Annotated in this window: 13 protein-coding genes, 1 tRNA gene, 1 other RNA gene and 1 pseudogene; all 16 read left to right on the forward strand. The window is 60.5% G+C overall.

What is annotated here, in order from left to right; translation table 11 throughout:
• Positions 1 to 27: 27 nt before the first annotated feature.
• The 16 genes and pseudogenes from acpP (at position 28) to AFE_RS08905 (ending at position 12,345) form a co-directional block, all read left to right on the forward strand.
• Positions 28 to 276 carry an acyl carrier protein gene (gene acpP, locus AFE_RS08835; protein WP_009561355.1) on the forward strand — a complete coding sequence of 83 codons (249 nt, stop codon included), beginning with the start codon at positions 28 to 30 and terminating at the stop codon, positions 274 to 276.
• Between the two features lie 36 nt (positions 277 to 312).
• On the forward strand, positions 313 to 1,554 hold the full coding sequence (fabF, locus tag AFE_RS08840) for a beta-ketoacyl-ACP synthase II (RefSeq protein ID WP_012536834.1): 1,242 nt from the start codon (positions 313 to 315) through the stop codon (positions 1,552 to 1,554).
• A gap of 29 nt (positions 1,555 to 1,583) precedes the next feature.
• The gene (pabC, locus tag AFE_RS08845; RefSeq protein ID WP_012536835.1) at positions 1,584 to 2,417 is read left to right on the forward strand and encodes an aminodeoxychorismate lyase; all 834 of its coding nucleotides are present in this window, start codon (positions 1,584 to 1,586) and stop codon (positions 2,415 to 2,417) included.
• A gap of 71 nt (positions 2,418 to 2,488) precedes the next feature.
• Positions 2,489 to 3,427 (forward strand): annotated as a pseudogene (gene mltG, locus AFE_RS08850) (endolytic transglycosylase MltG).
• Positions 3,424 to 4,068: a dTMP kinase gene (gene tmk / locus AFE_RS08855; protein ID WP_009561363.1), complete on the forward strand. Its 645-nt coding sequence runs from the start codon at positions 3,424 to 3,426 to the stop codon at positions 4,066 to 4,068. Before mltG ends, tmk begins: the two are co-directional and overlap by 4 nt.
• Positions 4,065 to 5,066: a DNA polymerase III subunit delta' C-terminal domain-containing protein gene (locus AFE_RS08860; RefSeq protein WP_012536836.1), complete on the forward strand. Its 1,002-nt coding sequence runs from the start codon at positions 4,065 to 4,067 to the stop codon at positions 5,064 to 5,066. The genes tmk and AFE_RS08860 overlap by 4 nt, the downstream gene beginning before the upstream one ends.
• Positions 5,050 to 5,406, forward strand: coding sequence for a PilZ domain-containing protein (locus tag AFE_RS08865; RefSeq protein ID WP_009561366.1), 357 nt, complete (start codon positions 5,050 to 5,052; stop codon positions 5,404 to 5,406). The genes AFE_RS08860 and AFE_RS08865 overlap by 17 nt, the downstream gene beginning before the upstream one ends.
• Positions 5,407 to 5,495: 89 nt before the next feature.
• Positions 5,496 to 5,586: transfer RNA gene (locus AFE_RS08870), tRNA-Ser, on the forward strand.
• 46 nt (positions 5,587 to 5,632) lie between these two features.
• An RNA gene (ffs, locus tag AFE_RS15190) (signal recognition particle sRNA small type) lies at positions 5,633 to 5,729 on the forward strand.
• Between the two features lie 26 nt (positions 5,730 to 5,755).
• Positions 5,756 to 7,474, forward strand: coding sequence for a DNA polymerase III subunit gamma/tau (dnaX, locus tag AFE_RS08875; RefSeq protein WP_009561368.1), 1,719 nt, complete (start codon positions 5,756 to 5,758; stop codon positions 7,472 to 7,474).
• Entirely contained in the window at positions 7,464 to 7,817 is a 354-nt protein-coding gene (locus tag AFE_RS08880) for a YbaB/EbfC family nucleoid-associated protein (protein ID WP_233459568.1), read from the forward strand. The genes dnaX and AFE_RS08880 overlap by 11 nt, the downstream gene beginning before the upstream one ends.
• Before the next feature lie 6 nt (positions 7,818 to 7,823).
• Positions 7,824 to 8,423, forward strand: a complete 600-nt coding sequence (recR, locus tag AFE_RS08885; protein ID WP_012536838.1) for a recombination mediator RecR — start codon at positions 7,824 to 7,826, stop codon at positions 8,421 to 8,423.
• 59 nt (positions 8,424 to 8,482) lie between these two features.
• Positions 8,483 to 9,700 carry an ammonium transporter gene (locus AFE_RS08890; protein WP_012536839.1) on the forward strand — a complete coding sequence of 406 codons (1,218 nt, stop codon included), beginning with the start codon at positions 8,483 to 8,485 and terminating at the stop codon, positions 9,698 to 9,700.
• Positions 9,701 to 9,702: 2 nt separating this feature from the next.
• Positions 9,703 to 10,554: an NAD(P)H-hydrate dehydratase gene (locus AFE_RS08895; protein WP_012536840.1), complete on the forward strand. Its 852-nt coding sequence runs from the start codon at positions 9,703 to 9,705 to the stop codon at positions 10,552 to 10,554.
• Positions 10,541 to 11,890 (forward strand): adenosylmethionine--8-amino-7-oxononanoate transaminase, encoded by a 1,350-nt coding sequence (gene bioA / locus AFE_RS08900; RefSeq protein ID WP_012536841.1) that lies wholly within the window; start codon positions 10,541 to 10,543, stop codon positions 11,888 to 11,890. The genes AFE_RS08895 and bioA overlap by 14 nt, the downstream gene beginning before the upstream one ends.
• Positions 11,890 to 12,345, forward strand: coding sequence for a CBS domain-containing protein (locus tag AFE_RS08905; RefSeq protein WP_009562409.1), 456 nt, complete (start codon positions 11,890 to 11,892; stop codon positions 12,343 to 12,345). The genes bioA and AFE_RS08905 overlap by 1 nt, the downstream gene beginning before the upstream one ends.
• The last annotated feature ends 1 nt before the right edge of the window (position 12,346 follow it).

A 12,346-nucleotide genomic window follows, 5' to 3' on the forward strand; every position in this document is an offset into this window, starting at 1 on the left:
TTTTCACCGACAGAGGAGCTTCTCCTAATGGATAATGTGGCAGATCGTGTAAAGAAGGTCGTAGTAGAGCAGTTGGGCGTTAATGAGGACGAAGTCACCAATGAGGCGTCCTTTGTTGATGATCTGGGTGCCGACTCGCTGGATACCGTGGAGCTGGTGATGGCGCTGGAAGAAGAATTCGATTGTGAAATCCCCGACGAAGAAGCGGAAAAGATTGCGACCGTGCAACAGGCCATCGACTATGTGTCTGCGCATATTCCAGCCAAGGATGCCTGAGTATTTCCTGACCGGGACGATGAGGAGATCGGGCGTTTGAAGAGACGTGTAGTGATTACGGGTTTGGGGATTGTGTCACCCGTCGGTGTGGGTATCCCGGCGGCGTGGAATTCGATAACCCAGGGACGCAGCGGTATCGGTCGGGTGACCCGACTGGATCCTGCCTCCTACAGTTCCCAGATTGCAGGAGAAGTCCGTGGCTTCGATATTGGTCAGTACATTCCGATCAAGGAAGCCCGCAAGATGGATTTATTTATCCATTACGGCCTCGTGGCGGCTATGGAAGCGGTTGCAGACTCTGGTTTACAGATCGGAGCAGATATTGCAGATCGGGTGGGCGTATCCATCGGCAGTGGTATCGGTGGTCTGCCGGGCATCGAATCCGAGCATCAGGTCGTCACGGAAAGCGGCCCCCGCCGGATCTCGCCTTTCTTTATTCCACGTTGCATCGTCAATATGGTGTCGGGGCACGTTTCCATTATGTATGGGGCCAAAGGGCCCAACATCGCCATGGCGACGGCATGTTCCACCGGCACACATTCCATCGGCGAGGCGGCGCGGCTCATCGAGTATGGCGACGCCGACGTCATGATCGCCGGTGGTGCCGAGGCGGCCGTCAGCCCTTTGGGGTTGGGTGGGTTTTGTGCGGCGCGGGCGCTCTCTACGCGCAACGCCGATCCTGAGAAGGCGAGCCGCCCCTGGGATAAGGATCGGGATGGTTTCGTGCTGGGCGAGGGTGCGGGTGTTCTCATTCTCGAAGAGTATGAATTTGCCCGGCGTCGTGGGGCACGGATCTACGCAGAGTTGGCCGGCTACGGCATGAGCTCCGATGCTTACCATATGACCCAGCCCGCCCCGGGTGGGGAAGGGGCCGTCCGTTGCATGCAGGCCGCGCTGCGTAACGCCTCGGTGTCGCCCGAAATGGTGGGTTATATCAACGCGCACGGGACATCTACCCCGCTGGGAGATCGGTCGGAGACCGATGCGGTACATACCGTATTCGGCGAACATGCACAGCGATTGGCCATGAGCTCCACCAAGTCGATGACAGGTCATCTTCTGGGTGCCGCGGGGGGGGTCGAAGCCATTTTTACGGCGCTCGCGCTTTATCACGGCATTTTGCCGCCCACGATCAATCTGGATCAGGCCGACGAGGGCTGTGACCTGGATTATGTGCCCCTCAAAGCACGAAAAGCGTCCGTAGAAGTTGCTTTAAGCAATTCCTTTGGATTCGGCGGCACCAATAGTTCTCTGGTTTTCCGCCGCTTCCACGACTGATTCGCCAATTGGGGGTGATTGTCGCCACCATGGATGGAGATCCCCTCGTGGCGGGGGCGTGCGATGCTACCCTGGACCGTGCGTTACATTACGGCGACGGGCTTTTTGAAACCATTGCAGTGATCAGGGGTGTCCCCCTGTTTTGGGAGGAGCATCTGGCGCGACTCGAGCGTGGCGCGACCATTCTGAATATTCCGGCACCTCATCCGGAAGTCTGGCGCGAAGATTTACGGACGGCGCTGGATGCTATCCCGGCGCAGCCGCGCCTTCTCCTTAAACTGACCCTCGGTCGTGGACCAGGGCCGGGGTACGGCAGCGCCGGCGCGGGCCCTCCCCGCCGCTATCTGTGGTTGTCCCGGTGGCCGGAGCGAAACCCGCACTACTGGAACCCCGGCATCTCCGCCGCAGCCTGCGAGGTCGCCTTGCTCACCGGCGCGCCGTATCTCGGCGTCAAATCTCTCAATCGCCTGAACCAGGTTATGGCCCGGGATGCCCTGGCCCCCGAATATGCCGAGGGGGTCATGATGGACCAGTCGGGACTGTTGCGCGAGGGCATCATGTCCAATCTGTTTTGGGTAATGACTGGTGTTGTCCATACTCCGGAGCTGGAAAACGGCGGCATCGCTGGTGTTCAGCGGGCCGCCATTCTGGCATGGTTGCAGGCCCATGGCGTGCCGACCCGCTTGGGCCACTGGCCACTGACGGTGCTTCAGGATGCTGACGAAATATTTTTCAGCAACAGTCTCATCGGTGTCTGGCCCGTGCGCTACTTCATGGGGCGCGAATTACCCGGGCATGACGGACCTATAACATCCGTCCTCCTCGCATGGACTCGGGAAATGGGTCTGGGGCCACAACCGTGACCCGCAGACGTATGGTGGTTCTGCTCATTCTTCTGACCGTATTATTTCCTGTCGGATTTTACGGCATCGGCATGTATTGGCCGAAAACTCTACCGGCGAAGGGGGTGACGGTCCCTATCCCCCTTGGCGCCAGTGACGCGCAGAGTATCGCCAGCCTGGCGCGTTCCGGGGTGCTGCCATACCCGCGCCTGTTTCATCTGGCTTGGGCGCTGGCCGGGCATCCGGCCATGCAGGCCGGACTGTATGAGTTCAGGGGCAGCATTAACCAGGAACAGGTGCTGCACCGCTTGATTGCCGGTCGGTCCACGCCCCTTAATCTGCTGATTGTGCCAGGCTGGCGTTTGCAGGACGTGGTCCGGGAAATACGGGACAGTGCCCCCTATCTCAACCGGCGGGATCTGCCTCAGGAGGAAGGGGTAGCAACGCGCCTGGCGCAGCGGGGCATCGGCGCAGAGGGCAGTGCGGAGGGCTGGCTTTTCCCGGATAGCTACCGTTACGTGCCGGGCACCACGGCGCTGAGTGTGCTGCGGCGCGCCTACGTGCGCATGCAGCACGAATTGCAGACCCTGTGGGCCGGGCGCGCTCCCGGACTGCCGCTCCATGATCCCTACCAGGCACTGATTCTGGCTTCCATCGTACAAAAGGAGGGGGCACCCCCGGCAGAGCAGGCACATATTGCGGCCGTGTTTCTCAATCGCTTGTGACACGGGATGCCTTTGCAATCCGATCCTACCGTGATTTATGCTTTGGGCGGGCGCTATACCGGGCTTTTGACAGCACAGGAGATGCATGTGGACAGCCCTTATAACACCTATCTGCATGCCGGATTGCCGCCTACACCCATTGCGATGCCAGGATTCACCAGCCTGATGGCCGTGTTGCATCCGGCGAACAGTACCGACCTCTATTTCATTGCTCAGGGAGATGAGTACCATTATTCCGAGAGTTACGCGCAACACCTCAAGCAGATACGACGTTATCTCCAACATGCGGGAGGAGCGGATCAGTGAAGGCGACCACACGAAAGAGCGGATTTTTCCTTACCCTGGAGGGTATTGAGGGTGCGGGGAAAAGTTCAGCCCTGCCGGTGCTGGCGGAACTTTGCCATCAGCAGGGTTATGCCGTTGAAGTTACCCGGGAACCGGGCGGAGGGCCACTTGGGGAGGCGTTGCGCACCATTTTTCTGGACGATAGCCTGCACCTGGATGCGGATGAGGAACTGCTTCTGCTCTATGCCGGACGCCGGAACCACTGGCGGACACGTATCGCGCCTGCGCTGGCCGCCGGGAAGGTGGTCATCAGTGACCGCTATGAAGACTCCACTTACGCTTATCAGAGCGGCGGAAGGGGAGTCCCTCCCGCGCACATTGCGGCGCTGGCACGCTGGGCGGGAATCACCCGCCGTCCAGACCTGACGTTTTGGTTCGATATAGCGCCGGAGTTGGGTGCAGCACGTATCCGCATGCGCCGCCCGGATCGGCTGGAACAGGAAGACCAGGCCTTTTTCCGCCGCGCTAGGGCGGTCTTTGCGGAGCGTTGCGCGGCCGAACCACAAAGAATCTGGCGCGTCGATGCGAGCCTGCCCCTGGCGATGGTGCATGACGCTGTGCGGGCAAGGCTCGCCGCCGGCCTGGCAGCCTTTTATTCATGAACATGCCGCGCCCGACGCCTGCGGAGTGGTCGCCGATATGGAGACTGGTGCAAACCGGTCTGCCCCAGGCGATGCTTGCCGCAGGCGAGTCGGGAACGCTGGTCGCACAGTACTGCGATGATTTGCAACAGGTGGCGCTGTGTTTTGCGCCAACGGCGCAGGGGCTGCCCTGTGGAACCTGCCGTTCCTGCCGTTTGTTGGCGGAGGGCAATCATCCCGATCTGCTGATGATCACTCCCGAAACCGGAAAACGCATCACCATTGAGGCGGTGCGCCATGCCAACGAGTTCCTCGCCTTCACCCCGCAGGTCAGCGCGTGTCGCTGGCTGCGCATCGCGCCGGCCGAGGCGATGACTGCGGCGGCGGCCAATGCCCTGCTTAAAACCCTGGAGGAACCTGCGGCGCGTGCCCATATTCTTCTGCTCAGTGAACACCCGTCACAGCTTATTCCCACCATCCGATCCCGTTTGCAGAGATTGCCGTTCCCGACGATGCTTCCGGGGCAGTGCGTGAACTGGCTGGAAGGTCTCGGCATACCGCCTGCGGAGGCGCTCTCGTTAAGTCGGCAGTTTGCGAACCGGCCATTGCGTGCCTGGCAACTTTGGGAATCCGGATGGGTCACGCTGCGCCGAACCTGGATCGAGACGCTGTTGAACCTTCCTCGGCAAGGGCCTGTCGCCGCTTTGCGGCTGGCAGACAACTGGGCCAAAGACACCGACTTGCTGCTGCTGCGCGAACTGGTTCTAAGCCTGTTGGCGGATTTGCTGCGTCTTCAAGGCCATCGCCTGGACAACGTCGTGCATTTAGACTATCTGCAATCGCTGGAGGTTATGGCGCAATCGGCCCGGGTCGCGTGCCTCTGGCCGGCCCTGGAGGGGTGGGCGCGGCTGCCTGAGTCGCTTGCGCAGAATCGCAATGTGGGGATGACACTGGAAACGTTATTGTTGAATTGGGTAGGCATTTGGTCAGGACAGGTGGCGCATGGAATTACAAGCTGAAGCGGGGGGTGCGGCAAAGGCGCTGTCCGTCGTGTTACGGGATGCCACCGCAGTGCAGCGTTACTACATGCCCAACATCAAAGGGGGCGGGGTACTGGTAGAGACAGCGAACCTCCTGCCCATAGGTACCGAGGTGCTGCTCATGATCACCCTCCCCGACGGTCAACCGCGTGCACCGGTCATGGGAAAGGTGGTGTGGGTGACGCCACCCGACAACCGTGAGGGTCGTCCTCCCGCCATCGGTGTCCAGTTTGTCAATGACCGCTCCGGGGTCCTGATCCGGATTCAGAACGCGCTGTCCGGCCTGCCAAGGAACGATGGTGAGGTGCTGAGTTTTTAAAATGCCGCTTGGGCGCAGGCCCCGCACGGGTCACTCCGCACGGGGTCATTGCCCTGATGCTGGCGTCTGAGGTACACTTCGTCCCCTCAGGAGAGGTGACCGAGCGGCCGAAGGTGCAGCACTGGAAATGCTGTGTACTCCAAAAGGGTACCGTGGGTTCGAATCCCACCCTCTCCGCCAATCATCGTCCGTCAGTGGACAGTCTCAGGTTTTCTATGGCGACAAAGATCGGTCCCCTCGCAGTGGTAACTGGTGAACCCCGTCAGGCCCGGAAGGGAGCAGCGGCAGCCGGTGATCCAGGTGCCGGGGTGCGGCTGATCGGCGTCGCCACCCTATATTTCAGAGCCGCATGAGCGCCTATCTCGCGCTGGCCCGCCGCTGGCGACCCCAACATTTTGACGATTTTGTCGGGCAGGAGGCCGTCGTCTCCGCCTTGCGCCATGCCCTGGATTCCGGCCGCATCCATCATGCTTTTCTGTTCACCGGCACACGGGGCGTCGGCAAGACGACTCTGGCGCGGCTGCTCGCCAAGTGTCTGAACTGCGAGCGAGGCGTGAGCAGCAACCCCTGCGGAGAGTGCAGCGCCTGCCGCAGTATTGCTGCAGGGAACTTCGTGGATCTGCTGGAGGTGGACGCGGCAAGCCGTACCCGGGTGGATGAGACCCGCGACCTTCTGGACAATGTCCAGTATGCGCCTACGGCTGGTCGCTACAAGGCGTACCTCATTGACGAGGTGCATATGTTATCTGCGCACAGCTTCAATGCGCTGCTGAAAACCTTGGAAGAACCGCCGGAACATGTCAAATTTCTGCTGGCGACTACGGACCCACAGAAGCTGCCGATAACCGTGCTCTCCCGCTGCCTGCAGTTTAATTTACGTCGCCTGGATGTTCCCCAGATTCAGGGAAGATTGCGGCAGATCATGTCGTTGGAACAGGTGCCGGCGGAGGACGCCGCCCTGCAGATACTATCGCGCGCTGCCGACGGGAGTCTGCGTGACGCCTTGAGTCTGCTGGATCAGGCTATTGTCCACGGTGGTGGCGCGGTGCGGCGCGACGGCGTGCTCGCGATGCTGGGGCGCAGCGGCGATGACGCGGTGCTGGGTCTGATCGCCGCGCTGGTGGACCGAGATGCTGCACAGGTATTCGCCATAGTGGGTGATCATCTGGCGCGGGGCATGGACGGGCCCGGCCTGCTGGACCTGGTCATAGAAGGCCTGCATCGCATCGCTCTGGCGCAATTTCTTCCAGCCGATCCGGATGACGATGGCGCCGAGGCGGTCGTGCATCTGCGCGGGAGAATCAGCCCGCTTACCCTGCAGTCCTGGTATTTTTTGCTCCTTTCGGCACGACGTGACTTTGCGCTTTATCCAGATGATCGCATGGCGCTGGAGATGGCCTTTCTGCGGGTGTTGAGCTTTTCCGGTTCAGCATCGCCCGACTCGCCGCCAGCGGCCCTCCCGGGCGGGGAAAACCGGCATCCTGGCGAGTCACTTCCCCCGACGCGCGAATTCGTTATGCCCGAGGCAACTTCACCGCTATCGGATCATTCGGTTCCCCTGCTCTCCATCCGTTCACGGGATGAAGTCCGGGAGCCGTCGCCGGTAGCGACGTCCGGTCAGCGCGATGCGGATGCCGGGACCGCGCCAGCAGCAGACTGGCGTCGCGTACTGGCATCGCTGGCGGTGTCGCCGATGATTGCCGAGTACCTGCGCTACGGACAAGCCCTGCGCTGCGATCCGGAGGCGGTGGAGTTGGCCGTGGAGCCCAATTATTTGCCGTTCCTTCTCAAGACCGAGGCCCGCCGGGCGTTACATCAGGCGCTTACGGCATATTACGGCCGGGAGCCCAGGCTCAGCATTGTTGCTCTCACCATAGAGACCGGGGTGGGCAGCCTGGTGCAGGAAGACCGGGCGCAGCTGGCGTCCCGGCAAGCTGCAGCAGAGGCACGTGTGGCCGCGGATCCGCGCATCGGCGCGTTCCTCGAAGCCCTGGATGCCCGCGTAGAATCCATTGAAATCGTGGCGGCATCCTCAAACGATATGCCGTCAGCTCACAATGAAACGTAAACAGGGAGGTAAGGAAAAGATGAAAGGTGGACTGGGGAATATCATGAAGCAGGCGCAGCAACTCCAGGAGCGTTTGCAAAAGACGCAGGAAGAACTTGCCCAGGTAGAGGTGCAGGGCCACGCGGGTGGCAATCTGGTGGAAGTCACCATGACCTGCCGACATGACGTGCGGCGAGTTCGCATCGACCCCTCTCTGCTGACCGACGGCGATCAGGAGATGCTCGAAGATCTTGTGGCAGCGGCCATCAATGACGCCGTGCGCACTGCTGAGAAGGTCAGCGCGGAGCGGATGTCGGAAGTGACTGGCGGCATGAATATTCCGGGCATGAACCTGCCTTTCTAGGCACTTATGGCAGACGTTCCGAGTATGGACGCCCTGGTGGCACTGCTACGCCGCCTACCGGGTATTGGCCCGCGTTCGGCGCAACGGATCAGCTATGAGTTGCTGGTGCGTAAGCGCGATCTCATGCCGCAACTCGCCGCAGCCTTTCAGCAAGCCCACGCGGTGGTCCGTTTTTGTGAGCGCTGCAACAACCTGAGCGAAGCGCCATTGTGTGCCGTCTGTCGTTCCGAACACCGGGACCGTTCCATTTTGTGCGTGGTGGAATCGCCCGCTGATCTGCGTGCAATCGAGGATACGGGGGTGTTCGTCGGCGAATTTTTCGTATTGATGGGGCATTTGTCGCCCCTGGACGGCATCGGTCCCGAAGCCCTGCATATCGACCGCCTCAGCGCGCGACTGGGTGAAACAGACTTGCAGGAAGTGATTTTTGCGACCAATCCTACCCTGGAAGGAGAGGCTACAGCCCAGTTTCTCGCTGGACTGGTTCCTGACGGTGTCACCATCAGTCGTATCGCGCGGGGGGTGCCGGTGGGTGGTGAACTGGAATATGTCGATCGCAGCACCCTCGGGCGCGCCTTGCATGGTCGTCGCTTGCTCGACGAATAAGCACTTACCCATCGTTTCGTAAAGATAAAAGCCATCAATTTCGAGAGGAAGCAGCCATCATGATACCCACAGGAGTCACGCCTCCAGGCGGAAATGTGTTTTTTTTGCTGATGGGCGCCATTCTGGTGTTTGCCATGCATGGCGGATTCGCCTTCCTGGAACTGGGTACGGTACGACGGCGCAGCCAGGTAAATGCGCTGGTGAAGATTCTCAGTGATTTTGGTATATCCACCATCGTCTATTTTTTTGTGGGTTATCATATCGCCTATGGCATCAGCTTTTTTGCCGATGTAAAGGCTCTGACCGCAAGCAATCATGGTTTTCAGATGGTGCGGTTTTTTTTCCTGCTGACCTTCGCTGCTGCGGTGCCAGCCATTATCTCCGGTGGTATTGCCGAACGGGCACGTTTTTATCCCCAATTGCTGGCGACTGCCTTTCTGGTGGGACTGGTTTATCCCTTTTACGAAGGGATCGTCTGGAATGGTCATTATGGTATTCAAGCCTGGTTTACCAGCGTTTTTGGTGCACCTTTCCACGATTTCGCAGGCTCGGTGGTAGTGCATGCCATGGGTGGATGGATGGCGCTGATGGCGGTCTGGCTGCTGGGTTCGCGCAAGGGGCGTTACGGGAAAGATGGTGCGGTACACGCCATGCCGCCTTCCAACATTCCCTTTCTGGCGCTGGGCTCCTGGATTCTGATCATCGGCTGGTTTGGTTTTAATGTGATGAGTGCACAGCAAATTGCCGCTGTGCAGGGTCTGGTGGCACTCAATTCGCTTATGGCACTGGTGGGCGGCATGCTGGCGGCGCTGGCGGTAGGGAAGGGCGATCCGGGCTTCGTTCATAATGGCGCTCTGGCAGGTCTCGTGGCCATCTGCGCCGGTTCCGATGTGGTGCAACCCATTGGGGCTTTGGCCATCGGTGCCATTGCCGGCATTATTTTTGTCTACCTGTTCACCTTTGTGCAGCATCGCCTGCGTCTGGATGACGTGCTGGGTGTCTGGCCGCTCCATGGTGTTTGCGGGGTGTGGGGTGGACTGGCCGTCGGAATTTTTGGACATCAGTTCCTCGGCGGCGCCGGTGGGGTCAGTTTCTGGTCTCAGTTGCTGGGCACCGCACTAGGCGTCCTGGTCGCCCTGGCGGGCAGTGGTATCGTCTACGGCAGCATCAAGTACTTTATCGGGATTCGTCTGGATCCCGAGGCGGAGTATGCGGGGGCGGATTTGAGCTTGCACCATGTCAGCGCGTATCCTGAAGAGGATATCGAGAGGGCGTGACCATGACAGAACCTTTTGCTGCCCTGAACTGGCAGGCCATGCCGGGCCTGCCGGTGCGCAGCCCGCAGGCGCACAAAGGAAGCTTCGGCCACGTTTTCGTAGTAGGCGGAGGGCCGGGCATGGGCGGGGCACTGGCGCTGGCCTCTGCCGCCGCCTATCGGGTGGGCAGCGGATTGGTGACGGCGGTGGGGCATCCCTCGGCGATCCCATACTTGGCAGCACACCTGCCGGAAGCGACCTGGCGGGACTGGCCTGCGGCTTTTGGAGATTTGCCGGACCACGCCGTCCTGGCTGTTGGCCCTGGCTTGGGTCAGGGCCTGGCCGCCCATGATCTGTTGCTGGAAATCGGTACACTGTCCTGTCCCCAGGTATGGGACGCCGATGCCCTGAACATTCTCGCGCGTTTTGGTCCGAAACTGCTGACCACCGACGCACTTCGTCTGTTTACCCCACATCCGGGCGAAGCGGCCCGCCTGCTGGGGATAACGGTCGCCGCTGTACAGGCAGACCGTATCGCGGCGATTGTTCGGTTACGTGCCCGCTATGGCGGCTACTGGGTCCTCAAGGGCCACCATAGTCTCCTGCTAGGATGCGCTGTCCGGAATCTCTGTACTTTGGGCAATCCCGGCATGGCCACGGGCGGCAGCGGGGACGTGCTGACCGGCCTGTTGGCCGGTCTGCTGGCGGTCGGTCTGGACGCCGACCGGTCGCTGTCCCTCGGCGTGTGCCTGCATGCCCGCGCGGGCGATATCGCGGCCGCGGAGATGGGCGAGGCCAGCCTGCTGGCCGGGGACATCCTGGCGGCAGTGCCCCGCGCTTTACAGGAGTTGACGCAACGTCATGACGGAAACTGAAGTATTGCGGGAATGGGATCGCCGTTATTTCTGGCATCCCTTCACCCAGATGCAGTGTTACGGGGATGACGACCCGTGGATCATCGACCGTGCAGAAGGCAACTACGTGTATGATACGCAAGGTCATCGCTGTCTGGATGCGATCGCCAGCCTGTGGTGCAATGTTCACGGCCACCGTCATCCCCGACTGGATGCCGCCCTGATCGGGCAGTTGGGCAAGGTCGCACACAGCACGGCCCTGGGTGCGGGCAATGCTCCGGCCATTCGTCTCGCCAAGGCGCTGGTAGAAATTACCCCGCCTTCCCTGCAACATTGTTTTTTTTCGGAGGACGGCGCCGAGGCGGTCGAGGTCGCCATCAAGATGGCGGCCCAGTACTGGTGTAATCTGGGCCGCCCCGAAAAACGCCTCTTCCTGACCCTGGACAATGCCTATCATGGGGACACCGTTGGCGCCGTTTCGGTGGGCGGCTTCCCCCTGTTTCACGAGGTATACGGGCACCTCCTGTTCCCCACTTTACGCTTGCCGAGCCCCTATGTATTGCAGTGGGAAGACTGCGAGGGGGATCCGGAGCAGGCAACAGCCGTATGGCTGGCAGTGCTGGAAACGACGCTTCAGAAGCAGAGCGGCGAGATTGCGGCCGTGATCCTGGAGGGCGGGGTGCAGGGCGCCGCGGGCATATTGCCTTTCCCGCCCGGCATTCTGGCCGGTGCGCAACATCTGTGCCGGGCCTACGAGGTCTTGCTGATCATTGATGAGGTCGCGACCGGCTTCGGCCGCAGCGGCAAGCTTTTTTCCTGTGAGTGGGAGTCTGTCGAACCAGACCTGTTGGCCTTGGGTAAGGGGCTGAGTGGTGGTTACTTGCCGGTGGCTGCGACCCTCGCCGCAGAACATGTTTATGCTGCCTTTCTTGCGCCTTTCGGGGAAACCCGGCAGTTTTACTACGGGCATACCTACACCGCCAATCCTCTGGCCTGTGCGGTAGCGCTGGAGAACCTGGCACTTTTTGCGGAAGGTGGTGTGCTGGCTGCTTTGCCCGAGAAGATCGCCCGGTTGCGAGCCGGGCTGCAGCGTTTTCACGGCCAGTCGTGGGCAGGGGAGGTCCGCCAGTTCGGTTTGATGGCCGCCATCGCGTTGCGCGACCCCGGGACGAATGCGCCTTATCCCTACGGAGATCGCGTCGAATACGCAGTGTGCCGGAGAGCACGGGAAATGGGCGTTTACAGCCGTCCCCTCGGTGATCTCCTCACCATAGTTCCGCCGCTGTCGGTGACAGCAGCGGAAATAGACACTATCCTCAACGTATTATATGACGCCATGGCGGAAGGACGATCCTGATGAAAACGGCCCAAGATATCATGAACCGCGAAGTTGTTACGGTGCTGGCCGATGATCCGGTCGATAAAGTGGGAGATGTGCTCCTCAGTTCCGGGCACCACAGCCTGCCTGTGGTGAACAGCGAGGATCATCTGGTCGGAATGATCGGCGAACGGGATCTGATCGACGCCCACCGCAAGGTGCATCTGCCGACCATGCTTACTATCCTGGATGGTCTGATCCCTCTGGGCGGTATGCATGAATACGAGGAAGAGCTACGCAAAGTCACGGCGGTGACCGCCGGTCAGTTGGCGAGCTCCCACGTCATTACCGCCGCCCCCGATGAAGATACGGACGCGGTGGCCGAGAAGTTGCTGCGCAAGGATGTACATGCCGTGCCGGTGGTCGATAACAGCGGTTTATTGCTGGGTATCATCAGTCGCTCGGATATTCTTCAGCATCTGCTAAAACCCTGAA

It is taken from the genome of Acidithiobacillus ferrooxidans ATCC 23270, from assembly GCF_000021485.1.
GTDB classification, from domain to species: domain Bacteria; phylum Pseudomonadota; class Gammaproteobacteria; order Acidithiobacillales; family Acidithiobacillaceae; genus Acidithiobacillus; species Acidithiobacillus ferrooxidans.

Excerpts from the sequence above, each read along its gene's own strand:
- recR (WP_012536838.1), top strand. The coding sequence starts at position 7,824 with ATGGCAGACGTTCCGAGTATGGACGCCCTGGTGGCACTGCTACGCCGC.
- pabC (WP_012536835.1), top strand. The coding sequence starts at position 1,584 with ATGGATGGAGATCCCCTCGTGGCGGGGGCGTGCGATGCTACCCTGGAC.
- AFE_RS08880 (WP_233459568.1), top strand. The coding sequence starts at position 7,464 with ATGAAACGTAAACAGGGAGGTAAGGAAAAGATGAAAGGTGGACTGGGG.
- AFE_RS08895 (WP_012536840.1), top strand. The coding sequence starts at position 9,703 with ATGACAGAACCTTTTGCTGCCCTGAACTGGCAGGCCATGCCGGGCCTG.
- AFE_RS08905 (WP_009562409.1), top strand. The coding sequence starts at position 11,890 with ATGAAAACGGCCCAAGATATCATGAACCGCGAAGTTGTTACGGTGCTG.
- AFE_RS08890 (WP_012536839.1), top strand. The coding sequence starts at position 8,483 with ATGATACCCACAGGAGTCACGCCTCCAGGCGGAAATGTGTTTTTTTTG.
- dnaX (WP_009561368.1), top strand. The coding sequence starts at position 5,756 with ATGAGCGCCTATCTCGCGCTGGCCCGCCGCTGGCGACCCCAACATTTT.
- AFE_RS08865 (WP_009561366.1), top strand. The coding sequence starts at position 5,050 with ATGGAATTACAAGCTGAAGCGGGGGGTGCGGCAAAGGCGCTGTCCGTC.
- AFE_RS08860 (WP_012536836.1), top strand. The coding sequence starts at position 4,065 with ATGAACATGCCGCGCCCGACGCCTGCGGAGTGGTCGCCGATATGGAGA.
- bioA (WP_012536841.1), top strand. The coding sequence starts at position 10,541 with ATGACGGAAACTGAAGTATTGCGGGAATGGGATCGCCGTTATTTCTGG.
- acpP (WP_009561355.1), top strand. The coding sequence starts at position 28 with ATGGATAATGTGGCAGATCGTGTAAAGAAGGTCGTAGTAGAGCAGTTG.